Here is a 25,622-nt window from a genome sequence, read left to right as displayed (position 1 = left end):
GTCATTACCTAAACCGTTACGTGCACACGTTGACTTTAAGTCATCGATAAGTTGCTTTGTTTTACTTTGAAAATCTTGCTCTACCACGGGCTTCTACCATTAAATTCGTTTAAGTATTCCCGCACAACCAATGTATTAATATGCTTGGCCGCGACAGGACTTAGATTGATATTTTGCTCTACCTTAAACTGCCTAATCGTATTAGGCATAACTGTACGTTCAAAGTAGCTCTCGTTGTTTAGTAATTGCTGATTGTTCAGTACCTGGTCATCAGTTAATTGTTTTATCGCAGCTAACGCTTCAAAGATACGACGTTCCACTAAGTTTTCAGTACTTGTGAACAACTTGCTTTGTTTTCCTTCACCACGCATTTCTTCAAGCAGACGTTTATGTGTTCTGGCGTACTTTTCGTCGCCTAAGTATTTTGACTTAAAGCGGCTATTTTCAAGGTTTAGTTCTTTGACACGCTCGTGAATTTTTCTTAGCGCACCGATATTTTTATTCATTTCTTCTTGGCTTACTTCGCTCAGGTTCTTGGTTTTAAATAGGCGCTCTAACTCTTCTTTTAAGAAGATAAACTTGGGATCAACTTGGTCTATGTTACCTGCCAATGCTTCACGGGTTTTACGTAAAGCATTTTTCAATTCATCAGCTAGTTTAAGTTCACTTTCACCAATTTTTGTAAACATGAATACTACGTCTTCAAGAGCCGCATTTAGTAAGTTGGTTGTATCTGCATGGTTCTCTATTTGCTCTTTTAGGTTCAAGCTTCCAAGGTGATCATTGGTATATCTATACAGGACGTTGAGCTTAGCGAAATCGAGTTGTTGCAGCTGTTCTACATCACCCTGAAGACGAATGAGATTATACAAGTCTTTAGCACCCTCAAGAGCTTTTTTTAAGACTAATACCTGTTTTCGGTCTGATATTTGGCTAATTTGTTGTTGGAATAGTTCGGCATTTTCAATATCAAATTGAAATAAAACATCTTTTATATATTCTATCTCTTGTCTTATCTCTTCGTGACTTTTAAATAGATTTGAATAACTCTCCATCTCATCGCCAAGCTCACCTTTAAGCTCTTCGAAGTAGGCTTTGTTCGTTGCGTCAAACTCGGTACTGATATCGGCAAAGTCAACAACATAACCATAACGAAAGTCTTTGTATGTGCGGTTGACTCGGGTTAATGCTTGCAGCAAGTTGTGCTTTTTAATAACACGGCCTAGGTAGAGTTTTTTTAAGCGCTTTGCATCAAAGCCAGTGAGGAGCATGTTATAAACAAATACAAAATCTATCTCACCCGCTTTAAACTTTTCGACCCAATCCTTGCGTTCATCTTTGCTACCGACATCATGTAAAATCAGTGCTGCGGAATGAACTTGATTATCTCGTTTTATCTGCCCAAGATACTTAGGGCTCACTTCATTGACTTCATTTTCGTTTACCTGTACGGCCTCAGTTTTTGAAGTCGCTGGTAAAATAGGCTTAGTCGCATAAGTATCATTGAACTGCTTAAAAAGCTCCTTAGCTTGCTCTGAACTATCACAAATCACCATCCCACCAATGGTGTTATCGCTCCATGTTGTTCTGCTATTTTCGAAGTCTTGAATTATGTACTTAAGCATCGGCTTTACAAATTTTGCGTGTGCATAAACGTCTTTCTTGTCTATGCTGCCTTGTTGTAGCTTTATTTCCTCTAACGCTTGGCGCATCTCTAACACATAGTTACTTGCAATTTCTTCTCGGATTAATCGCAGGGTATAACCATCAGCAATTGAAGCATTGTAATAATACTTGTGGATGTAGTTACCAAAGATTTGCTTTGAACTAAATGCCTTTGTCTCTTTAGTCGGATCTTTGTCTTTCTCTTCTAGTAATAGTGGTGTCCCCGTCAAGCCTATCTTAATGGCATTTGGGTCTGACTGTGTAAGGTTTGCTAGAAAACTGCCTTTAGGGTTATAGCTGCGGTGTACCTCATCTAAAAAGTAAATACGTTGAATGTTAATGTCATAATCGATAGTTCTAACAACATTAGGATCATCTTCAAATTTTTGGATGTTAACAACTGTGATTTCAGGCTTGCCTGAATCGTTGTGAATGACCTTAGTAGCCTTGATGCTTTGAGCAAAAGCCTCTCGGGAGTTAACCGTATGTACCATCAAACCACGACAGGTAAATTCTCGCTGAGCCTGAATGAGTAGGTCGATCCTATCAACAATAAAGTAAAACTTCGGAATGATGTTCTGCTGCTGATAATAATCAGTTAAAAATCTAACGTTGTAATAAGCTAATGCAGTTTTACCACTTCCTTGGGTATGCCAAATAATGCCTTTTTTAATCCCTTCACTTAACTTAGATTCTATGGCTTTGGTCGCAAACAGCTGCGGGTAACGCATTACATGTTTTTGTAAGCCATCAGTCTCTTTAACATAGGTCAACGCATAGCGCAGAATAAACTCAAGTCGTTCAGGGTTAAGTAGCGACGAACATATTCTATTGGTTGGAGCATCATGATCTTTATTGGTGATGAATTCAGGGCTATGTTTAATAACGCTGTAGTTATTGTCTTTTAAGACAAAATTCTCCGTTTCATCCTCTAAAGGCTTAAGCAGCTTAGTAAGGTTGAGGACTTCTTCTTCTCGAAAATAGTTAAAAATAGGTTTTGTGTAGGAAGCACTTGCATAGAACGCACCTTGAATAGGCTCTGAGCTTCCATCATCATATTCCATGTTATTTGAAAACAACATGAGCTGGGTAATATTAACGAATCGTCTAAATTTAGGATTTTGAAAGCGGGTGTTAATTCTATTCCGTTCAGCTATAACACCATCTTTGTTGTTTGGTTTTTTAACTTCGATGAAGACTAGCGGCATACCGTTTATGAGTAGAATTATATCAGGCCTAAACTCTTCATCACCATTTTTGTAAGTAAGCTCAGTTACAACATGCAAGCTGTTATTTGAGAAGTTATCAAAATCAATAAGCTTTGTTCCAGAACGGTTTGTTAGCTTTTCATAAAAGGCGCGACCTAAGTCTTCGTTATCTAAGTTCAGCTTTAAGTCATTTAGGTAACGCTCGATATCAGCATCATCCATTTCTGGATTGATACGCCCTAATGATTCTTTAAAGATATCAGTGAAAATGTTGGTGTCGGTACACCATGTTGCTTCTTTCAGAGATAGATATTTATAACCTAACCTAGTGAGGTGAAGTATGGTTGGTATTTTTACCCGTGTATCTTCATTGTGCTTAGTCATAGCGTCCCTGTTCTAACTACAATACAAACTAATGTTAGTGTTAACATCAAGCTTAAAACTTAGCTTAGAGAGTATTTGATAATCAAATAATAAACAATGACATAAATCATATCATCCAAGTGATTTTGAAATTTAACTATCAGACAATTGATAAGCTAGTTCAATGTATCAATATTCAAATCCCGCTCTTCTATCCTGTCTAAAATCCAATCTTGTACTTCGCTTTCTACCCAAGCAACACTTCTTTTGCCAAGCTTAGCCGGTTTTGGAAAGGTTTTATCAGCAATGTATTTATAAAGAGTCGAACGTCCTAGCCCAGTACAATCCATCACAGCTTTCAGTTTAATTAGTCTCATTGTGAATTCCTCATGTTTGATTCACAACATGAGTTGAGCGAATAAAAATTTAGATGGATGCTGATTACCCCAACACGATTCCAACAATTTTCAGATATATATCACTCCTGTGCATAAGCCATTAACTGACTAAAGGAGACTTTTATGCACACCAAACCTAACAACAAAACGGCCTTGCATTGGCCAACCACTGCGCTTCAAATTCTTGAAAGTGCTGCTAACATCATTGCTGAAAAACTTAACCATCAGGACGTGTACACAAACCCACAAAGCACTAAAGACTTCCTGTTATACAAGTTAGGGGGTTATGAACGGGAAGTGTTTGGCGTGATGCTACTGAATAGCCAACACCAGCTTATTGAGTTTCGTGAGCTGTTCTTTGGCACCATTGATGCTGCCAGTGTGTACCCCAGGGAAGTGGTGAAGGCTGTACTTGAAGTGAATGCTGCTGCGGTTATCTTTGCTCATAACCATCCATCAGGAGAGCCTGAGCCCTCACAGGCAGACAAACAGATAACAAAGAAGCTAACGGATGCTTTGGCGCTTATCGATGTCAGGGTATTGGACCACATCGTTGTTGGGACTACGCCCGTTTCATTTGCAGAGCGGGGATTATTATAGCCACTGCCTTTTAAGGCCCTGTGCTAACAACTGTCGATAACACCTCGTTATCAAACATCTCTTTCTTTTCTACTCTCACAACTCACCAGCCACCAGCTAGCAAGGGATTAAAGGCATGCGCCCTTAATCCCCTGCATTTGTGTGTTTTGGTGTTAAGGACCGCTGTATGACCATTTCAATTGATACGGATCAAAGACCTGTTATGCCAGTATCTTTCTATCAGTTACTTTCGCAAGAATTAGTCGATACCCGACCACGAGATGCAAACGCTATTACTTTGTATTTTAGAGACCCTGACTACTCACCTGAACTCGGTGGCTTTCATCCGGTTGAAGTACGACTTGAGAAACAACTTAATCATTGGCGTTTAGTCTACGTGACTGATTTTGCCTTTCACGGTTATGAGTTGATTAAGGACATTGATATCTGTTTTAACAGCAAACAAGTTTATAGCTCGATTGGTGGATGGATAAACCATGATGAAGGTAAAGAGCTCATTGAGTTGTTTAGTGACAATTTCATCAGCTACCACCATATGGATGTTTACCAAGTACAAATTGCACTGGGCTAAAACCTACCTTAAATCCCAAGTTCCCATAATGGTAAAACGGGAACATGCAAACCCTTATGTACCAAGGGGTAAGAGCGAAAGACCCCTCTGAAGTACCCAAAACGCCCGGATAGCTCGAATAAGGAACTTGAACATGGCGGAAGTACAAGCAATCAAAAAGCATGAAACCATTCAACTCATTGGCCATTTATTAGAAATGCGCTGTAGTAAGCAAATGGCCGACATTTGGAATATCGGCCTCAATCTTGCGCTACGGATTTCTGATTTACTGTCGATTCAATTTAACGATATTCAAGGAGACCGATTAGTTGTCAAAGAAATGAAAACTGGTAAACAAGCCAACATTAAACTTAACCAAAAAGTATTAGCTCATATACAGCAAGTCAAGCGTAACCATCCACACCATATCTACCTATTCCAATCCTTTCGTAATCAGCAATCTAAAAGCATCAAGCCCAGACCGCTTACAAGGCGTGCTGTGGCTAAAGCATTTGCGTTAGTTGGTGAAGAGTTAAAGTTAGCACTAGGCACACACTCCATGAGAAAGACCAGGGGCTATCATCTCTACCAAAACACTAAAGACATTGGCCGCGTAATGAAGATGCTCAGGCATAGCTCTGAGGGCGTTACATTACGATACATTGGTATTACCCAAGACGATGTAGACCAAGACTTTCAGGAGCTTGAACTATGAATACTCTACAACCCACACCTGAGCACTTACAACTGCTGAAGCTACGACAGGTCATGAAGCTAACTTGCCTGGCTCGCTCAACAGTTTACAAGTACTGCGCAGACAACAGTTTTCCCAAACCGGTTAAACTTGGCAAAAGAAGTGTTGCGTGGGTAGAGAGTGAAGTAAGGGAATGGATTAAGCAAAAGATGTTTCAACGAGTTCAGCTTCGTTGAGCATCCATGCAAAGAAGTGGGCCTACCTCCATTTCTTTTTTTTGGTTAATTGTTAGGTTTACTGCGGCAGTGTTATCACTTGTTCCTTCAGGTCATGTATCGACCTATCGCTCTCCTACGTTTAGTTATGCTATTGAGTGATGACACTTGGTTAAATCAGAAGAAGACTAAACCAATGAACTTGAATAGCTTTAAAATGCCACAGAACACCCTAAAGGCCTTCAGGTATATATTATCTTCTAAAACGCCGTTTTTAGTCTATTTACGACTAGCCCCAAAAGAGTGACTCCTATTACCGTAATGCTTAGTATCTACCTTAGCAAAGTAACTTAGTCTGTTAAAAACAGATTGATAGTCAGATGGGAAACTATAGGCATTCATATCTAGAATGTAATACGGCGTGTCTTGGGGGAAATGAACCAGTTTATTGGCATCGAAATATTCTAACCCTAACGCGCTAGCCCAAGCTTTCACAATTCTAGTTACGAGGTTATCACCTGGTTGAGTATAGTCTCCTAGACTATGGTAGGTATCCTTGTTCAAGAAGATGGCTACATGATAATGGTCCTGCTGTGCCTCATTCCGTTCTTTCGTCCAGACGTATCTAGCGTTGCAATGATGCACCCGTTTACCCTGTTTCATTTTTCTGATTAAGTCTGCTTGCACTTGAGCTTTAAATGAAGCGAGAAAGCGGGAGATGATATCTGAACCATATTCTAACGGGAAATCACAACAGTTAGGTCTAGCTGGTAAGTGTAAATCAAATCGAACGACAAGCGTTCGCTTGTGCTCCTCAAGAGAGAACCCAAGTACCCGTTCAATGGTATAAAGATGGTTCTCTATCAGTTGGTAGTTCCCATTAACTACCACCCCATTAAAGTGACTTCCATTCAGTAAAACTAAGTTCTTATTCTCATGGTGTCTAGCATTCATTATGACTCTCCTATGTTGTATTCATAGGAGTTGTCTTACCTGTATTAATTTAGAGATATTGATTATCTAAAGCCATCACTTTAATGGTGATGGCTAGTTACTTATCACTACTCACATACTAATGAACAGCTATGTAGTAGTTGTAGTATTAACAAACCGACATTTCGATATCAGTTAAAGACCCTGTAGCAATGCAACCTATTATAAAAACAATCGAAGTAACTGTTTGACAAAAACAATCTATCACTCTGTAATTAAATCATACACCTTAAAACACCAAAGCCCATTGAAGACAATGAAAACTGCAATTTAATGCTACGATTATTCAACGATAAAATAGCCAATAAATATACATATAGATTCATTTAAACATCAATAAAAACACTAAAATAAATCATAAAAAATATGAAATATAATGATATAAATGCATTTAAAAATCATATAAACGATGATTAAAAATCGAGTATGATACATTTACTCACTATTTATATACCAAAAAAGTAGCACAAAATATGAACCAAATAATTGTATTAAGAGAGTGGCTGAGTGAAGTCATTAAAGATGAAACTAAGTCTAATTGGGTTTATCATGAAGTCGCTAAGTTAAAAGTTATATATTACTTACCTCCTTTGACACTGTCGATGTATGCTATTGAGATAGTAAAATCCAACCTGTTAGGACGTCTACATAATTTTAAAGGGCGTGAATTATCAGACTTAGATTCTGTCAGAAGTAAGTTCAATGACTTCTTTAGAACAATCGATTTATCTTGGTTAGACGAACGTAAGCCAAGACTATGTTTTTGGGTGTTTACATATTTACATGCATTTTTCCAGACACAACCCAAAGATGATCTACTTGATATTTATCTAAATAGAGCTCCTTCTAATCAGGTTGAATGTAAAAAATATTTGACAGAATGGTTAATTATTTGCCCGTTAGAGTATAAGGATAAAGTTGATCTGATCGACAAAATAAAACACATCTGGAGCACTTACATCTTCAATACAGAAAGCTATAAATGGATTAGTAATTCTGATGACGAGCAATGCAGATGGATTTGGAATCACCTAGAAAGCAAAAAGCTTCAACAAAACTGCTTCCGTCCAATGAATACTGTGGACAAATATAACGCAATTATTGCAAGCTTTGATGCTATCGAAGATGGTTTCAAACCACACCTTATTGAAAAAACTACACTATCACATGATTATGGTAATAATTTCGAATTGTCCGTCATCCCAACGTCACCTTATATAAATTCAAATAGTCCATCTCAGAACCTTGCAAATCTGCTTACAGCAGACAATGACCACATTGAGTTTAATCAACCGCAGTTAGTATCTTCCAAAACAGATTCATTAATGTCTTTTGAACATATAAGCGTATTTAGCCCCGTTACATTAGTTGGGGATTTTGACAAGAGTAAGGCTATTTCTGTATCAACAAAAAGTATTACAAAAGAAGATTGTTCGATAAGCAAAAAAGAAGTCATAGAGCAAATATATAAAGCCTGGAAACAAAGAACTTACAGAAGAAGTAATAAAAGCGCCAATAAAAGCATAACGTTGAAAACTAAAAACTTTAAGCGTGCCCAAAAAGAGGCTGAGGAACAAAAAACTACAGTTGAGAAATATATAAATAATTTATTTAACTAAACAGATCGGTGGGTAAAATGGTGAGTAAATATTAAAACAACAAAAATATAAACTTAAAATGTTGATTTACAATAACTAAAAGTAACAAGCAACATTCAGATCCAAAATGTAGAATAGACTCTCAACCTGAACGCATTAACATTAAGCCCAGCATTTGCTGGGCTTAATGTTTGTTTTTTCCTAGGTTATTTCAGCCAGTACTGAACTATTATAATGTGTAAACAATCCAGCTTTACACGCTATAACCGTTAAACCAAGATTGACACGCCATAGCGCGTAAGAACAACTCACACAATGATTAACTCTTACTACCAACATCCAGCAATCTTATAATCAACCGCTGGTGTACTCTGCTATAAAAGTTGGCCTACAATGGCCTATCACCGTGTTTTAACTCGCTTACCGCATTCAATAAAGGCTCTTAATGACCAACCCTTACTCTGTCACACAATGGTTACAGCTAAGTATGCAGCAGCAAGGTTTGTTGCAGCCTTTAGGGTCGTTATCAGAATTAATGCAGCAATTAAGTTATGTGCAAATAGACTCTATTAATGTGGTCGAGCGCGCACATCATCATGTGTTGCACAATCGCCTAGCAGATTACTCTCCTGCCATGCTTGACGAGGCTATGAACGATAAAACCGTATTTGAATACTGGTCCCATGCGGCGGCATATTTGCCCATAGATGATTATCGTTTTAGTTTGTATCGCAAACAACAATTACAACAAGGCGATAAACATTGGTTTGAGCCTGAGCATAAAGTCATGCGCGAGGTAAAAGCCCGCATAACAGCCGAAGGGCCACTCAAAGCCAGTCAATTTACACATAATGCGGATGCTAAAAATGGATCATGGTGGGATTGGAAACCCGCTAAAAAAGCGCTTGAACAATTGTTTATTCAAGGCGAGTTAATGGTGGCTAGGCGTGATAAGTTTCAAAAGGTTTACGATTTAACCGAGCGCGTTTTACCAAACCATATAGATACCACCGTGCCCAGCGACAGCGAGTTTGCTCAGCATTTAATTAAGCGTTATTTAATGGCCCATGGCTTTGGCAATTTGCAGCAAATTCAGTACCTACGTAAAGGCCTTAAACCATTACTGACCAAGACCTTGGCGCAAATGTGTGAGCAAGGCGATATTGCCAGTTTTACCGTTCTACACACCAACCAAGTTTATTTTTATCAGCCCAAGCTCACACTCCCCAGCACCATTCCCAACAAAGTGTGGCTGCTTAATCCGTTTGATAATTTAGTCATTCAACGGCAAAAACTTAAGCAATGGTTTGGTTTTGACTATCAAATCGAGGTGTATGTGCCTGAGGCTAAACGCCAATACGGTTATTACTCATTACCCATTTTATGGCGCGACCGCTTTATTGGACGCGTGGATGTAAAAGCCGACCGTAAAAACCAATGCTTGTTACTGCAAAACCTGCACATTGAAACCCAAATATTAACGAACCAGCATGATGAGCCACATGACAAGGCGCATTTGGTTTCTGCACTCATTGAAGCGATTGAACACTACACTCAATTCAACAACTGCCAACGTTGGCAGCTATTACAATGTAACGATAAAACGATTGCCCAGATGTTACTCAAAGCAAGTCAACAGGGTATTTAACGGCCCCCTCTGAACGCCCAACACAGCTCGCCCTCACCAAATAATAAGTGACTCAACACAATACATCCGGTTGTATGTAATGTTGTTCACGTTTTAAACATTTATTACCATCCCCGACTCAATAGCTTGAGTTAAGTCACTAACCTCAAATTCGTTGTGAGATACCTTCAAAAGGTTAAAAATAATAACAACCGACATAAAGCCTACGCGGGGAGAAAACACGATGTTTTATATACACATGCTGCTGTTATTAGCGGTGATATTCGTTGGCATCCGCCACGGCGGAATCGCCTTTGGTTTATTGGGCGGCTTAGGCGTATCGGTACTGGCATTTGTATTTGGTGTTGCACCAGGTGCTCCACCCATAAGCGTAATGCTGATTATTCTGGCGGTGGTCGCGGCCTCGGCAACACTAGAGGCAACCGGCGGCTTAAACCTATTAGTCAAATTCGCTGAGAAGATATTACGCAAACATCCTGAACATATCGTCTTTTTAGGCCCACTATGTACTTATTTTCTAACCGTTCTGGTTGGTACTGGCCATTCAGTTTACCCACTTTTACCTGTTATTTATGATGTCTCATACAAAAAAGGCATTCGCCCTGAACGTCCTCTAGCAATGGCGACAGTCGCCTCGCAAATGGGCATTACCGCCAGCCCCATAGCGGCAGCCGCTGCGGTAGTATTAGCTACAGCTGTTGATAATAATCTTGATATCAGCTTAATCGATGTGCTTATGGTGACCATTCCAGCAACCTTAATTGGTTTGCTTGTGGCCTGTACCTGGAGCTTAAAGCGCGGTAAAGATTTAGATAAAGATGAAGAGTTTCAGGCACGATTAACCGATGCTGATTTTCGTGAGGCGTTAATCGATCCACAAGATGACAATGCCGAAACACCACAAGCACAATCAACCGCTAAGAAAGGCTTAATCGTATTCTTACTGGGTATTCTGGCCGTTATCATAGTGGCCATGTTCAGCAAGGAGTTGCTCCCTGCTGGCGTCAGCATGTCGGTCGCGATTCAATTTATGATGCTGTCTGTTGGTGGTGTCATATTACTCGCAACCAATATATCGCCTAAAAAGATTGCCACCAGTAATGTGTTTACCGCCGGTATGACCGCGGTAATCATTATTTTTGGTATTGCCTGGATGAGTGACACCATTATTGAGCACCATAAAACCTATTTGGTGAGCGCGGTGAGCGACATTGTTAGCGTGTATCCATGGACATTTGCTATCGCGATGTTTGTGTCATCAATCTTCTTAAAAAGCCAGGCAGCAGTATTAACCATTATGTTGCCATTAGGGTATTCACTCGGCATTCCAGCACCAGTATTAATTGGTGTCCTGCCAGCGTGTTATGCCTACTTCTTCTTCCCGTTCTACCCAAGTGATTTGGCCGCAATCAGTTTCGACAGAACCGGCACCACGCATATTGGTAAGTACGTGCTCAATCACAGCTTTATCATTCCAGGCTTTATTGGCGTAGTAACCGCAACATTTGTGGGTTACTTTATATCGATGGCTATTAACTAGCCTTGGCTTGTAATTTGGCTTTGAACGTTAGACAAAAATCGGTAAACCGCTAGTAAATTGACCAAAAGAGTCACTAGCATCAATAATAATGGCAGCCAACGTGGCTGCCATTATTGTTTTTAATCATTGAGAACCTAAAGACCGAAGAGCTAAAAACGAAGACCTAAAAGACTAAAATTATCTGATGAGTTATCGACAGGTTCATGGGTTAATCCGCTCACCATATCGCCCTCTGCGACACGCCGTAAACCCATCCATGGGGGCTTGACAAAAACATCCTGTTTTCAACAGTTGCCTATGCCGATATGGTTGGCTCTAGCAGGTTCATCTTAATCAATCTGGGGAATAAACCTCAGTATCACCTCGTCCTATGTTTCAGAAGCTAATGTTACTCATAGTCCATAGACTCTCAGGCCAAAATAGACATAAATTCATTGGAGGTAATAGCATGTGTAATGATTCATATACTCAAGAGATTGAAGATACTAAGGTTAATAACCTTTGATAAGTATCAAAACGCCTTGAAAACCTATAAATTTAAAATTTCTTCAGCTTGCCTTTGCTTTAACCGCGATGGATACACTGTATCCATCGCGGTTAAAAGCTCATGAACATTCAAATACATTTCACTTTCATACACCATTTGATTGACTTCCTCGGCCACTCTGAGCCCATGAATCAATATGATGGGATATTTATCTTCAATCACTTCTCGCTGTACAGCGTCAGAAAAATAGCTGGTTGTTACATATACGCCGAGCCAACCTCGCTTTAATCTGGCAACGGTGCGTGCGATATGATTTCCGCCAGTTGGAGCATTTAATGACTCACATTTAGCTTGGCCTAATACAATCAATTCGACCTTAGAAAATCCGCTGCCAAGGGTGACCTTACCGATAAAATCTGCGCCGCCGTCACTCGAGCCCTGGGTCACCCAACCTTTTTGATAAACACCTAAATCCCTATCAATAACGCGTTCAGCAATCACCTCAGCTAGAGCCTCAAAACTGTGTTTTTTATCTGCATAGAAGGAATAAATTTCGTTTAGTATTTTATCGGCTTCGCTACCAGGTATAGGCTTCTGATTTGCAGCCTTTTCAAGGCGTAATTTTGAAACTCGTCGGCGTAGTTTATTGAGTGAATTACTTCCCTCTTTAAGCCATCGTCGCCAACTCTTAGGAGCTGTTTGATTAGTGATATCTAAAGAGAACGCTTTTTGTCGTCGACTGTTGATCCAATCCCATTCAAACTTTTCATGCTCAGTAGCAATGCATAACACTGTGAAGTCGAAAGCATAATTTGTAAAAGTTCGTCCGAGTTTGTTATCCCATTGAGTCACTAACTCAACACTATTAATTACGCCTAGTCCTTGAAATTGAGGGTAGCCTTTAGCAACGCCGTTTATTACAACACGTTTAAAAAATAAAATTGGCGGTGTTAATGAGCGTTCTTGTGGACAATGTGAATGTGCTAAACGAAATGCTTCAAGTAATGCTTTATTTCCGAGTGCCGTAGCTGGATCTTTACCGGGTTCCTTGTTATCACCGAAATAACGAATATGACCGTTATCAACATCGTAGAAATCTTCCCACGGTGTTTCTGATGAACCTTTTTTATTTGGACTACTAGAAATCAGTATTGCAGGACGAACTAGCTCGCCAGAGTCAGTTTTAATTTTTGCTGACGCATTAATGCCTTTCTCTAGTTGAAGATTCTTAGCATCTAGCGACTGCGTAAGAAAATGAAAATTTAGGTATCCATCTTCAATCATATTTTCAGCAGTAGCTGGTTTTTTATATCTAAGTACATCACCAATCTGAATTTCCATATTCACCAACAGACAACAATGCTTTATGAGTAACCATACTACAGTGACGCAACAATAACACAATGTTATTGTTATACTTTATTGGTTTATTTCTAGGTAAAAACATGAACAAGAATGAAGCGCTAGACTTTGCAAATAGAAATTTTAACGCCGTATTTAATACGTCAAACACTCACTTTGCTAATGTGAATAAAGCAAAGCCAGTATGGTGGCTAGAAATACCAATCAATAAGATAAAATCGCCCAACTTGCCTTATATTCATTTGCTTCTAAAAAATGATAACAACTTAAACTGGTTAAAAGTAGATAGGTTGTACCTTTTTGATCATTTGAATGGCTTTAAAATCAGACAAAATAAGGATGTGGTCTGTTTAGAAATAAATACGCTTACATTTCAAAACATGGTTGGCGCAAGCAAAATATCATTCAGACAATTTTTAATCTAAGACCAAATTCACAACGCCAACATATACCTTGTACTTCTACCACCTGCGCCAGTCTTGGCCAAACACTGTTGATTCACAAGTTGAGCTAAATGTCGGGTGGCGGTGGCGCGGCTGACTTTAGCGACTTTTTGATATTGGCTACTGCTTATCCCATCATTAAAGTCACCATCGAGTAACCTATTGAGCACTTTCACTTGTTCTGTGGTTAACGCTGGAGTGAGTAAGTGTTGATCAACTTGACGCCAAAACTGGGTTTTAGCAGTAGTTTGCTCAATGATATTGAGCGTGTGTTGAATAGCGTCATTTAAGGTGTCTAAAAACCACAGCAACCAAGGTGTGATATCTAAGCCACCTTGCTGGGTAGACTCTAATATTGCGTAATAGCCTTTGCGTCGCTCAAGAATACTAACTGACATTGTGTAAAAATGAATCGAGCGATGCTCAGCTTGCGCTAGTGCTAAATCGGTGAGCAAACGGGTGATACGTCCATTACCATCGTCAAGCGGATGCAAGGTGACAAACCACAAATGAGTGATGGCCGCTCGTACTAGCGGATCAAGATCTGCCTGTTTTCGTGATTGATTAAACCACTCAATAAACTCCGTTAAACTTTGGTCTAGCGTATCTCGAGGAGGCGCTTCAAAATGAACAGTAGGTTTGTCTAAACGGCCCGATACCACTTGCATAGGCTCGTTACCACATAACTTACCGCCAACAACAGGATTAAACCCAGTTTGGTTTTCTGGAAACAACATTGCATGCCAATCTAGAATCCGCATTAAGCTCAGCGGTTGTTGCCAGTTTTGTAGCGCATCGAAGGTGATATCTGCTAAACCATCAGTTTGCGTCGTGGTGGGATAAGGTTTTTCTTCACTCACGCCAAGCTTATTCGCCAGAGAGGAACGGACAGAAAATGCGTTAAGCTTTTCACCTTCAATAGCACTTGAATGAACAATATTGGCCAGCATGGTATCGAGTGTCCATTGACTAGCGGATTCAGAACCTATTTTACCCAGCAGCAAACCTTGGTTAAATTGAATTTGCCTCAATAATGCACTTATACGAGTATTATCCCATACAAACTCTGGCCATTGTTGTTGCTGCCAAATCCACATAATGACCTCTATTTAACTGACTAAAATATTTTTTGATGCGAACACTAAGCTATTCTACTCATCAAATGAGGCAAATAGCAATTTATTCGCCTCATACTATGAGGCGAATAAGTGTAATTAATTGCCTCATAACAGTACTAGTCACCTCTATAACACGTTAAACAGCCATTTCGGTATAATCATTTACCGACTCAACAACCCCGAAGCGATAGCAAGTTAATGACATCCAAACTGACTGATTTATCTGTATCACCACACCTTGCTAGCCCTAAACTAACATTGAAAAAGTAAAAAATCAGTTTGAGAAACTAAACTTTTACGGCAATGATTAACGTGCAAATGACAAAACTTAAACTTCTATAGATAATAAAGTTTGAATAATGAACAAAACACGTCAATAATCAACGTATATTTAAGCCTAATCAAACCAGATGCGATAGTCGAACATGCTGAATACTAAAGCCAGAACACAACTACAGAATGCACTGCCTTTGGATATGGTAGCCACAAAACCATGGCTTGAAGCACAAGGGCTCAGCCTCCACTTTCTGGACAATGCTGTACGTAGCCGAACTTTAATTCCCCTCACCGCTGGGGTTTATGTAAGACTGGAGGCAAATCTCTCCTGGAAAGGTCTTGTTGCTTCTGTACAACGTATGTCAGATAGTCCTATTCATGTGGGCGGCTTAACAGCGTTAGAGCTTGAAGGTTTAGGGCATTATGTGTCTATCGGCGATAAACCTAAAATACAGCTTTATTCTAATTCCGCATTACCTCGCTGGCTGGACAGAATCGATATTTCAGCAGAGTTTGAATGGCATGGCACAAAACGTATATGGCCAGAAACACTGATGCTCAATAGTCAATATCTACGACAAAACACGTGGAGAGAAGCACTCCCTCCGCTTTTTTATTCTTGTCCAGAAAAAGCGATTCTTGAGCTCTTAACCACAGTGCCCCAACACACTAGTTTTGAACACGCGGATCAAATTATGCAGGGGTTGAGCAACCTTTCACCACGTAAGTTGGATGTCTTACTTAAAGCCTGCTGCAGCATCAAAATTAAACGGCTATTTCTTTGGCTGGCAAATAGACAACAACATGCCTGGCTTAAGTATCTGACACCTGAACAATATGACCTAGGAACAGGCAAGCGACTTATCGCACAAAACGGCAAACTAGAGCCAACTTGGCAAATCACTATACCCAAGGAGATGTAACCAAGATGGATAGAAAAAGCCAATACTATCGACAGGTCCAACTGTTACTACAAGTTATTCCCTTTGTTGCCCAGCACGATTGTTTTGCTCTTAAAGGAGGGACGGCAATCAATTTGTTTGTACGTGACTTTCCAAGGCTTTCCGTTGATATTGATCTGGTATTCCTGCCCATGATGGCAAGGCAACAAGCCTTACTGACAATTAAAAATAACTTAGATACATTGGCTTCATCCATTATAAACAGCATCGATAACACCCGCGTTATTCGTTCATACCAAGATAAAATTGATGCGCTACGTCTATTAGTAGAACGAAATGGTGTTCAAATTAAAATAGAGCTTTCTCCAGTTCTACGTGGGACAGTTTACGAGTCAAAACTCATTTCTGTGAATGAAGCTGTTGAAGATGAATTTGGTTTTGCTGAAATGGTAGTTGTGAGCTTTGCCGATCTGTATGCGGGTAAGATTTGTGCGGCGCTCGATCGCCAACATCCAAGAGATCTTTTCGACATAAAGCAATTACTTGATAACGAAGGGCTTACCGATGAACTGCGTAAAGCACTACTGGTATATATTATAAGTCACCCTCGTCCAATCGCCGAACTACTAAATCCTCATTTTAAAGACATCTCAGATGTGTATCGAGGTGAATTTATTAACATGGCTGAATACGATATCCCACAGACAGAGCTTGAGGCTGCACGGGAACAGTTAGTGAAAATAATAAACATCTCGCTAACACGAGAAGAGCGAGCATTCTTATTGTCATTCAAAAACCGATCACCCAACTGGTCACTGCTTGGACTTTCCGGAGTTGAACAATTACCCGCCATACTTTGGAAGCAACAAAACTTAACTAAGATGCCTCCAGATAAGCATGCATATGCTTATGACCGGCTTAAAAGAGTTCTTGCTACCAAGCCCGCAACTCCAGTTTAATTTAAGCACTCAATTTGTTGAAAATTGCAATTTATTCCCTTTATTGCCCAGCACGATTAAAGGAATGACGGCAGCATTCATATCAACAACGCCACAAACTGGGCTAAATGTCGGATGACGATAGCCGCGGCTGGCTTTAACTATTTTTTGATATAACCGACGACTTATTACGTCACTTAACGCGCAGCCCAGTAGACAAAACACACTTTTATGCGCATAAAAGTGTAACCAATGCGCACTTTTACGCGCATAAAAGTGTAACTTATACGTGATTTTATGTTTATAATGACCACTAACATTGATTACCGCCGGTTAGAGGCTTTATGAAACGTACTTTACTCAATTCATTAATGACGTGGAAAAACCAACCGGAGCGTAAGCCATTACTGATTGATGGTGCTCGCCAAACGGGTAAAACGTTTCTCCTGCAAATACTGTTTGGTAAAACATTCGCCAATACGCTTCGTATCGACTTTCTAGAAAACCCTGCTTTTAAAGAGGCATTTGAAAGCTCACTCGCACCTGACGAGTTATTAACAAACATTGAACTGATCACCGGCCAGAGCTTTAACCCAGAAACAGACTTACTTATTCTTGACGAAATCGGCGAGTGTGAGCGTGCTGTCACATCACTCAAATATTTCGCCGAAAAAGCCCCGACTTACTTTGTCGCGGCAAGTGGATCAAACATTGGTTTATTAAATACTTTTCCTGTAGGCAAAGTTGAACAGTACTTTTTACGTCCGTTAACGTTCAAAGAGTTTATTTATGCCTCTGAAGAAACTGCGCTAATTAAGGCATTTGACACCCAAGCAAGTTCGACGACCGCACATAACATACTGATGGACAAACTCACTGATTATTTCTTTACCGGTGGTATGCCAGAGGCCGTGGCTGCTTGGTATCAATATAAAGATGCCAGCATATTAGAACGTGTTGCAAAGGTATCGAAAATACATGCTGACCTGATAGAAGGTTACCGACGAGATTTTGGTAAATACGCAGGTAAAGTTGATGCGACTTTGATTGAATCCGTGTTTAGTAGCATCCCTGCACAACTCTCTATCGTGATGGATGAGTCGGTTAAGCGCTTTAAATTCAAAAACGTCCACCAACGTAAATCACGTTATAGCGATTTTGAAAACGCGATTCATTGGTTACTTCGTTGTCGCTTGGCACTGGCTAACTATCCGATTGAAGGGACGCCTAAATCACCACTTGCCGCTTACAAAAAAGATAATATGATTAAGTTATTCATGTTTGATATAGGTCTACTCAGCCATATGCTTGGCAGTAGTTATAAAGAAATAAAACAGCAAAGTTATGAGTACAAAGGGTATATAGCCGAAAATTTTGTTCAGCAAGAACTGACTGCTATGGGGGTTGACCCTAGCTACTCTTGGAATGATGCTCGAGCAGAAATAGAGTTTATTGTGACTAATGATGCAGGCGCCATTTTCCCTATCGAAGTCAAAAGTGGTAAACGTACGCGCGCTAAATCTCTTACGTCATATATCGAAAAATGCAATCCAAGCAAAACATTCAAGCTTACCGGAACACAAGGATCTTCAGCTCTAGAGAAAGAACATATCGTAATGCCGTTATATTACACTCAGTATTTACCGACAAAATGGTAACGTTAGGTTACTACTCATAAATTGTGTAACCCGTAATTTATATGGCTGATTAATAAATAAGTTTACCTTTCAATAACCCAATGCGACTGTAATAAATGACATCCAAACTGACTGAAGTATCGACAACGCCACAAACCGCTATGCATAAACCTACATTGGCAAATGAACCGGCTAATAAAGTATTTATTATCGGCCTGCCGCGTACGGGCACCACTAGTGTCAGTGTGGCATTACTTGAACAGGGATTAACGGTTGCTCACCAGGCGTTTACCAAGCAGGCGTTTATGCTGGCCGATGCGGTGTCTGACGCGCCGTGTTTTAGTGATTATAAGCAGTTAGATGTGTTATTTCCCAACGCTAAGTTTGTTTATTTAGACAGGCCATTAGATAAGTGGTTGCCGTCGATGCAAATGTTGCTTGGCCGAATGATGGTGCATTTAGACAAAGACAATGGCCGTTTTCATCCGGTGATGAAGCGCAGTTTTAATCATTGCTTTGATATATGGCAGGTTGAAGATGTAGCAGATGAAGTCCACTTAACGGCTTGTTATCAGCGCCACCAGCAGCAAGTGTTGAGCTATTTTACTGGCCGAAATGACTTTATATCTATTGATATAAGCCTTGCAGGTAGCCTTACTGCCCTATTGCAGTTTATCGGCTTACCTCTGGGAAATGAGGTTGAATGTCCGCAACTGAACCTTTCGCAGCTAAATGGCCCACAACTAAGCTTTCCAACGCAGAACTTTCCACAATTAAGCTTTCCACAGTTAAACATGGGCCGTAATGTGGCTAGTTGGGATGAGTATAAACATCCCAATAAGATTAGCGCTAATGCCTCTGGCCCTGACAAGCGTAAGTTTTTTGATTACCGCCTCGATTAGAAGCGTTATTTATCGCTATGTTGTTCTTTGTTTTTAGCGCGCTTTTTCTTGGCCACGGTAAGCCAGTCTAGGCTGACACCCGAAATAGCGTTAAAGCCACGGATACGGAAAATAAGGGTAAGCAGTTCAGGTCTTGGACGCGCTTTGGGTTCTACGGAGCGCGGAATAAACCACAATGCCACCAGCGATCGCATAATGGTCGAGATCATAAACACCAAAAATATTGGGTTGGTTAACCAAGTATTAAAACCTGTCCAGATTAAAAAAGCTTCTGCATACGAGGCAATGACGCCTCCCAACATCGCACCAATAAATACAAAACCGGCACTTAATGCCGCCTGTAATGCTGCGTAAGTAGCAAAATCACTACGAAAAGGTCGAATATCATAAAGATAATTCGCGGTACTTAAGGTAAAGCCGCTCCAGGCTAAACCGGAAAAAGCTTGAATGGCGAGAATGTATAAATAGTTATCAGAGAACAGCCACAATAACGGCAAACTCGGAATGAGGCAGCTAGTAATCATCATCACTAACCGATTACCGTACAGGTCGCTAAAGCGGCCCCAAAAGCGCAAGGTAATAAATTGGGTAAAGATGGAAGCGACGCTCGATAACACAAATTCAAAATAGGTAAAGTGCAGGTCTTCTAGCATGTATACCGCAAAAAACGGTGCCGATATGGCCACCATGCACTGCATACCCGCGACAAATAAACTGTAATGGCGAAAGGTTTTGTCTTTCCACGCCTGGCGAAAGTTATATAGGGTTTGGCTAAACACCCCAGACGCTTTGGCCGCTCGCGGTTCTGGGTCGTGCATTTGCAACAACAACCAGGCTGAAGCAAAACGCCCCATTGCGGCAATCGAAAACAGCAAGCTAAAGCCTAACCACGCCATCTGCACTGAGTCGGTTAGCGTTAATATGCCGCCGCCGACAAAAAATACACTCAGTGATGCCATCATGGTTAAACGGGTACGAGACGCAAAGAATGCACCGCGTCGGCGCTGCGGTACTATCATGCCCATCCAGGCACGCCAATGTGGCTGAATTAAATTAATAAATCCTTGGTATAACACCGCTAAGCCGATAAATAGCCATACGGCATTTTCAGGCCGAAACGCCGCCAGAGCACCCATACCCAATACCACAACAGCTTGCAGCGCGGCGCAAACCACAATAAATTGCCGACGACTAAAATGACTCGCCAACCACACTGACAATAACTGCGCTAATGAACCAAACAATTGCGGCAAGCCTGTTACCCAGCCCATTTGGCCTAAACTGGCGCCTAAAAAAATCGCATAAGCATTAAAAAAGTTATCACTGGTAGCGGTCATGGTTGACGAGGCAACAGCCTCTTGCTGGCTGCGGCGTAGCGTGCATCGAAGCCACGACAGTCTGTCACGACTGCGCGAACAAGGATTAGTGCTACTAGATGAAGGTTCTAAAGCCATAAGATGTATGAATGCACGCCATTAATAAATATTTATTCGTGGAACAAACTAGCTTAACTTTTTATAATTCGCCCAAGCAATAAAGCTATTATGTAAAAGTATGATAGTAAACATTACAAATTTATTACTCCAACTTAAAACCAAGTCGAATAAACCGAGGGCCATCACACAAGATCCAGACAATAAAACAGCGTGAGCAACAACAAGGTAAGAAGTTGATGTTATTGTTTTAAAATATTTCCCATTTGATTTGTTAACTATATTTACAGCACCAACAAGAGCTAAAAAAGACCAAAAAATATAAGCAAACATCACACCCTCCCTGTTGTAGGTTTACGTATAAAACAATTCAATATGTATCTACGAGACTTGTAATAAAATCATCAAAAATAACTGTATAACAAATATCGTGTAACAAACATAATATTTAACTTTTAATTTAGAGTTTATGTTTGTTATTAGGGCTTGTCGATCTTTGTATAAAATTCATACAAAACTAGTTCTTAATCAAAATAACCTTTAAATGCCGATTAAAAATGGGAGAAATAGATCGTTATACAAGTATTCACTTAAATAAAATTGTACAAATTTACTTCATCGAATAAAAAACGAACAAAGATCAACAGCCCCTAGCTCTTCAATCTGAATTAAATCCACCTAACAAAACGACACTAACCCTTCAGACTCCGATTGTTCTGGCAGCTTTTGTAACTGTTTTAACAATAATGGGTTACCCAGTAAATACGCCAACTCCTGGCGGGTAAATAGGTTGGCTATATTGTGTTGGCACTGGGCCTCTTGCACTTTAACTCGGGTAATGGCTTCTAGCGACTCAACGGCTGAACCCGCTAAACGGTGAGGTTTTTTGTCGATAACGGCTAAATGTAATGCCATGAGCTCTGCGTCTTGCAGCAATCGATATAAAGTCCACGGCTCTGCAATAGCTTGCACATATTCGGCACGACGCGCTTGCGAGTCTACGCTAAGTTGCGGTGCGCTTACCTCTTCTGGCGTGGCCAAAATACCTAAGCTTTTTACCCATAGGCCAAATCGTTCTGAACCGGTCATGGCAGAAAGCGGTACAGCAAGCCATAAACCAATTAACGCGGGGCTCATCCACGCCAATAAGGTAAGCGAATCAAGCACGGCGGCGTAACCCAATAACGCACCCATTAACATGTGCCAACGATGACGATAAATCAATGTTAGCCAAGGTAAGCTGCCGTCGTCACGACGTTGTGGCGACCAACCACTGTCGCGTCCAGCTAAAATAGACATCACAGCACCGCAGTGGATCAGCATCATTATTGGCGCAATCAGTGCCGACAATATCACTTCGATTATTACGCTAATCATGGCTTTACCTCTGCCACCTAACTGCTTACTCATGGTGCTATTTTTCAATAACAATATGACACCAAGGATTTTTGGACCAAACAATATGCCCATGGTGATATAGAACAACCGTAACGCACGGTCGGAGTCCATGACTGGCCAGGTGGGGAATAGCGAAAACTGGTCGGTAAAATATTCTGGGCGAATAAAGTGTGCCTGTAGTGCCAGCATTAAGCCCGACAAAATCAGCATTAACCAGAATGGCGATGACAAATACGCCATTATCCCTGTGAGTAAATGTAAGCGGCTGACCCAGTGCAATCCTTTACTAAACAATATTCGAGTGTGTTGTAAATTACCCTGGCACCAACGGCGATCGCGCACCGCTAAATCGACAATAGACGGAGGGCATTCTTCGTAAGACCCTGGAAGGTCGGCGGCAATCACTACGCTCCAACCCGCACGCCTTATCAACGCGGCCTCAACAAAGTCGTGGCTCATAATATGGCCACCAAAAGGCGGTTTACCGGCTAAATGCGGTAAGCCCGCTGCACTCATAAAAGCTTGGGTGCGGATAATGGCATTGTGGCCCCAAAAGTTACCTTCTTTGTGCGCCCACCAAGACAAACCTGTACCAATCACTGGCCCGTAAATCCGCGCAGCAAACTGTTGTAACCGTGCCATAAGCGTGTTGCCATTGACAAGGTAAGGAATGGTTTGGATAAGCCCTGCGTCAGGATCTGCCTGCATCCGTCTCGCCAAACTAACAATGGTATGAGTTTCCATTAAGCTGTCGGCGTCTAACACCAACAAGTGATCGTATCTGGCGCCCCAGCGTTTGCAAAAGTCGGCCACATTACCGGCTTTACGGGCATCATTTTTACGGCGACGGCGGTAATACACCCGCGCATCTTTGCTCACTTTATGGCGCAAAATCAAAAACGCCTGCTCTTCTGCCAACGCAATATCGGGGTCGGTAGTGTCGCTTAATATAAACCAGTCAAACGCATGGCTTTCGCCCGACGTAACTAATGCCATCGCCATCACCTCAACCGCGGCAAAAACGCGATCGGGTGACTCGTTATAAGTCGGCATTAATATCGCGGTGCGGGTATGCAGCTTTATGCTTTCGGCAGTTTCGGCAACAGGCTTTTTAAGGAGCATAATAAAGCCAGCAATGCCGCCACTAAATGCCAATGCTATCCAACAAAAGTTAACCGCAAACAACACTAAAACGATGTATTCCAGCGGCGTTACGCCGCCGACATTAAATACCGACACCATTTCGTAAATGGCCATAACCGACATAATAAACGCGCTGCCAACCACTAACAGACGACGTAATCCGTCTGACTTTACGCCATTGGCAATAATACTTTTACGCGGCATGCCTTCGGACAACGCACGTAAACTCTGCGGCTCCATTGGGCTTGGTCGCTCTAATGGCATGGCTGCACCACCGACCAATGTAGGCTCGGTAGCATTTGTATCAAACTCAGTTTGCATCGTGTTCATGTTTAAAGGGTCCAGCGATAAAGCCAGGTTTCGACATCTCGTGGGCCAGTAAATTTAAGCTCAGCACGTAGCTCAATCAATTCAGCATCTTGTGGGTCCATTTCAAACGCCAAACGATAGCCATTGGTTTTAGGCTGACGAGACACCACCACATTGGTTACCGCACCGGCTGAACTCTGCACTTTGGCGACCGGAATTTCATCGTTATTACCTTCTTTAACTTGATAGTCGATAACAAACAAACGTCTCGGTGTCGCTTTGGCTATTTCAGCGCGGCCACTGGCGGTGCGAGCAACAACAACCGTGCCATCGTCAACTTCGGGCTCGCTGCCCCAAATTAATCGATAAGTAAAATGAAACTCGCTACCGGCGGCAATAGGTTGTTTCGGTTTCCAATAACTGACGATGTTGTCATGAATTTCAGAGTCGGTTGGAATTTCGGTTAACACTACCTCACCTGCGCCCCAATTGCCGACAGGTTCAACCCACAAACTTGGGCGACGTTCATAGTGGGCTTCCAGATCTTGATACGCATCAAAACTACGTTCACGTTGAATTAAACCAAACCCTTGCGGCGAGTTGTCCATAAAGGCACTGACTTGCAATTGCTTTGGATTAGCAAGCGGACGCCATAAACGCTCGCCGCGACCATTTAAGATCAATAGCGCATCAGAATCATGCACTTCTGGTCTAAAGTCATCGGTGTTTTGGCGGCCATTCATAGAATGTAAAAACATACTGGTGCTAGGCGCTAAGCCAACTTTAACTAAATCCACGCGTGGAAATAACGTTGCTTCGACATCGATATGAGTGTTGTCGCCCGGTCTCACTGAAAATCGGTATGCCCCCGCAACGCTTGGGCTGTCGAGTAACGCATGCACCACAATTAAGTTACTGTCGCTGTTTGGGCGTTCAACCCAAAAGGCACGAAATATAGGAAACTCTTCGCCTTCTGGTTCAGCTGTATTTAACGCTAACCCTCTTGAAGACAAGCCATAATCGCTGCCTTTACCTAATGCACGGAAATAACTCGCGCCTTGGAATACCATTAATTCGTCAAAATACGCAGGGGTATTTAATGGGTAATGAATACGTAAACCCGAATAGCCAATATCCTGGGTCGGTAAACGCTGACTTAACACATCACCTGCAGTAAAGAACTCTGAGTTATAGGCTAAATGGGTCGCTTGCTTACCTTCAACCAAGGCAATTTCAATCAAGTCTTGGAAATAAAAACCCCGATGAAATAATTGCATTTGATATGGTAAGCCTTCAGCTTTCCAAATTGAGGCATCTGGCTTAAAGCGAATATCGCGATATTCATCATAAGATATTTTGGCCAACCCTGGTGGTAATGGGTCTTTAAGTTCTACATATGGCTTTTGCGCTAATTTACGCGCAATTTTAACCACTGAATCAGAATCAAAGTTAGCTGTTTTGGCAAAACGCACTTTGGTTTCTGTGTTCAGATTATTCGGTGATTTAACTATCGCTTGTTCATCTGCATAAGTTTGCAGCGGTATGGTCACGCTAGGCGATGTGGGTGTGGTAATCGGTGGAGTAGGTTCTTGTGCGGCAAGATTAAAACAAAGCCCTGCGGCCATGGCTAACGACAAACGCGTTAGCGCTTTTTTTACAATGTGAGATGAGACCGAAGTACGACAACTCAGTAAGCTAACCATAATAGGCTACCTAAAAAATACAGCGTTAATATGCGAGTTTCAGAGCGGTTATTGCGGCAAAATGTCTTGGTACACAACCCTATGCTCTATTTCGCGAAC

General features: G+C 41.2%; 21 protein-coding genes. 12 read left to right on the top strand and 9 right to left on the bottom strand.

The genetic code is table 11. The features are described from left to right. Positions 1-80: 80 nt before the first annotated feature. Positions 81-3,257: a type I restriction endonuclease subunit R gene (locus tag ACROAE_RS16425; RefSeq protein ID WP_432403693.1), complete on the bottom strand. Its 3,177-nt coding sequence runs from the start codon at positions 3,255-3,257 to the stop codon at positions 81-83. Positions 3,258-3,412: 155 nt separating this feature from the next. Beyond that, positions 3,413-3,613, bottom strand: coding sequence for a helix-turn-helix transcriptional regulator (locus ACROAE_RS16420; RefSeq protein ID WP_432345755.1), 201 nt, complete (start codon positions 3,611-3,613; stop codon positions 3,413-3,415). 144 nt (positions 3,614-3,757) lie between these two features. Between ACROAE_RS16420 and radC the strand changes: the two genes are divergently transcribed. From radC to ACROAE_RS16400, 4 genes are all read left to right on the top strand, one after another. After that, positions 3,758-4,234 carry a RadC family protein gene (gene radC, locus ACROAE_RS16415; protein ID WP_432403690.1) on the top strand — a complete coding sequence of 159 codons (477 nt, stop codon included), beginning with the start codon at positions 3,758-3,760 and terminating at the stop codon, positions 4,232-4,234. A gap of 166 nt (positions 4,235-4,400) precedes the next feature. Beyond that, the gene (locus ACROAE_RS16410) at positions 4,401-4,805 is read left to right on the top strand and encodes a DUF2787 domain-containing protein (protein WP_432403688.1); all 405 of its coding nucleotides are present in this window, start codon (positions 4,401-4,403) and stop codon (positions 4,803-4,805) included. Between the two features lie 133 nt (positions 4,806-4,938). Beyond that, positions 4,939-5,499: a tyrosine-type recombinase/integrase gene (locus ACROAE_RS16405; RefSeq protein WP_226411860.1), complete on the top strand. Its 561-nt coding sequence runs from the start codon at positions 4,939-4,941 to the stop codon at positions 5,497-5,499. Next, complete coding sequence (locus tag ACROAE_RS16400; protein ID WP_226411862.1) at positions 5,496-5,714, top strand: helix-turn-helix transcriptional regulator; 219 nt, start codon at positions 5,496-5,498, stop codon at positions 5,712-5,714. The genes ACROAE_RS16405 and ACROAE_RS16400 overlap by 4 nt, the downstream gene beginning before the upstream one ends. Before the next feature lie 258 nt (positions 5,715-5,972). On the opposite strand, the gene ACROAE_RS16395 is transcribed toward ACROAE_RS16400, so the two are convergent. Continuing rightward, positions 5,973-6,647: an inovirus Gp2 family protein gene (locus ACROAE_RS16395; protein ID WP_432403686.1), complete on the bottom strand. Its 675-nt coding sequence runs from the start codon at positions 6,645-6,647 to the stop codon at positions 5,973-5,975. Positions 6,648-7,159: 512 nt separating this feature from the next. On the opposite strand from ACROAE_RS16395, the gene ACROAE_RS16390 reads away from it, so the two are divergent. From ACROAE_RS16390 to ACROAE_RS16380, 3 genes are all read left to right on the top strand, one after another. After that, positions 7,160-8,305 (top strand): hypothetical protein, encoded by a 1,146-nt coding sequence (locus ACROAE_RS16390; protein ID WP_432403684.1) that lies wholly within the window; start codon positions 7,160-7,162, stop codon positions 8,303-8,305. A gap of 424 nt (positions 8,306-8,729) precedes the next feature. Beyond that, positions 8,730-9,932 carry a winged helix-turn-helix domain-containing protein gene (locus ACROAE_RS16385; protein WP_432403682.1) on the top strand — a complete coding sequence of 401 codons (1,203 nt, stop codon included), beginning with the start codon at positions 8,730-8,732 and terminating at the stop codon, positions 9,930-9,932. Positions 9,933-10,155: 223 nt separating this feature from the next. Then, entirely contained in the window at positions 10,156-11,472 is a 1,317-nt protein-coding gene (locus ACROAE_RS16380) for an anaerobic C4-dicarboxylate transporter (protein WP_432403680.1), read from the top strand. Between the two features lie 529 nt (positions 11,473-12,001). Here ACROAE_RS16380 and ACROAE_RS16375 read toward each other — a convergent pair. Then, positions 12,002-13,300, bottom strand: coding sequence for a restriction endonuclease (locus ACROAE_RS16375; RefSeq protein ID WP_432403678.1), 1,299 nt, complete (start codon positions 13,298-13,300; stop codon positions 12,002-12,004). A gap of 104 nt (positions 13,301-13,404) precedes the next feature. Between ACROAE_RS16375 and ACROAE_RS16370 the strand changes: the two genes are divergently transcribed. Next, a complete protein-coding gene (locus tag ACROAE_RS16370) occupies positions 13,405-13,746 on the top strand; it encodes a hypothetical protein (RefSeq protein ID WP_432403676.1) in 342 nt (113 codons plus the stop codon). A gap of 8 nt (positions 13,747-13,754) precedes the next feature. Here ACROAE_RS16370 and ACROAE_RS16365 read toward each other — a convergent pair whose 3' ends face one another. Further along, complete coding sequence (locus tag ACROAE_RS16365; RefSeq protein WP_432403674.1) at positions 13,755-14,861, bottom strand: Fic family protein; 1,107 nt, start codon at positions 14,859-14,861, stop codon at positions 13,755-13,757. A gap of 446 nt (positions 14,862-15,307) precedes the next feature. Here ACROAE_RS16365 and ACROAE_RS16360 point away from each other — a divergent pair, with 446 nt between their 5' ends. From ACROAE_RS16360 to ACROAE_RS16345, 4 genes are all read left to right on the top strand, one after another. Then, on the top strand, positions 15,308-16,081 hold the full coding sequence (locus tag ACROAE_RS16360; protein WP_432403672.1) for a type IV toxin-antitoxin system AbiEi family antitoxin domain-containing protein: 774 nt from the start codon (positions 15,308-15,310) through the stop codon (positions 16,079-16,081). Between the two features lie 5 nt (positions 16,082-16,086). After that, complete coding sequence (locus ACROAE_RS16355; RefSeq protein WP_432403670.1) at positions 16,087-17,019, top strand: nucleotidyl transferase AbiEii/AbiGii toxin family protein; 933 nt, start codon at positions 16,087-16,089, stop codon at positions 17,017-17,019. A gap of 323 nt (positions 17,020-17,342) precedes the next feature. After that, positions 17,343-18,656: an ATP-binding protein gene (locus tag ACROAE_RS16350; protein ID WP_432403668.1), complete on the top strand. Its 1,314-nt coding sequence runs from the start codon at positions 17,343-17,345 to the stop codon at positions 18,654-18,656. Between the two features lie 95 nt (positions 18,657-18,751). Continuing rightward, entirely contained in the window at positions 18,752-19,537 is a 786-nt protein-coding gene (locus ACROAE_RS16345) for a sulfotransferase family protein (RefSeq protein ID WP_432403666.1), read from the top strand. Between the two features lie 5 nt (positions 19,538-19,542). Here ACROAE_RS16345 and ACROAE_RS16340 read toward each other — a convergent pair whose 3' ends face one another. The 4 genes from ACROAE_RS16340 to ACROAE_RS16325 all read right to left on the bottom strand — a co-directional run bounded on the left by ACROAE_RS16340 (position 19,543) and on the right by ACROAE_RS16325 (position 25,523). Further along, on the bottom strand, positions 19,543-20,991 hold the full coding sequence (locus tag ACROAE_RS16340) for an MFS transporter (protein ID WP_432403663.1): 1,449 nt from the start codon (positions 20,989-20,991) through the stop codon (positions 19,543-19,545). 48 nt (positions 20,992-21,039) lie between these two features. Further along, entirely contained in the window at positions 21,040-21,303 is a 264-nt protein-coding gene (locus ACROAE_RS16335; RefSeq protein ID WP_432403661.1) for a hypothetical protein, read from the bottom strand. A gap of 345 nt (positions 21,304-21,648) precedes the next feature. After that, positions 21,649-23,832, bottom strand: coding sequence for a glucans biosynthesis glucosyltransferase MdoH (mdoH, locus tag ACROAE_RS16330; RefSeq protein WP_432403786.1), 2,184 nt, complete (start codon positions 23,830-23,832; stop codon positions 21,649-21,651). An 11-nt stretch (positions 23,833-23,843) separates the two neighbouring features. Then, positions 23,844-25,523 (bottom strand): glucan biosynthesis protein G, encoded by a 1,680-nt coding sequence (locus tag ACROAE_RS16325; protein ID WP_432403659.1) that lies wholly within the window; start codon positions 25,521-25,523, stop codon positions 23,844-23,846. Positions 25,524-25,622 lie beyond the last annotated feature (99 nt).

It is taken from the genome of Shewanella sp. MF05960 (assembly GCF_050849305.1).
Classification (GTDB): domain Bacteria; phylum Pseudomonadota; class Gammaproteobacteria; order Enterobacterales; family Shewanellaceae; genus Shewanella.
Note: the sequence above shows the minus strand (reverse complement) of the source record. Positions and strands in the feature narration are given on the sequence as shown.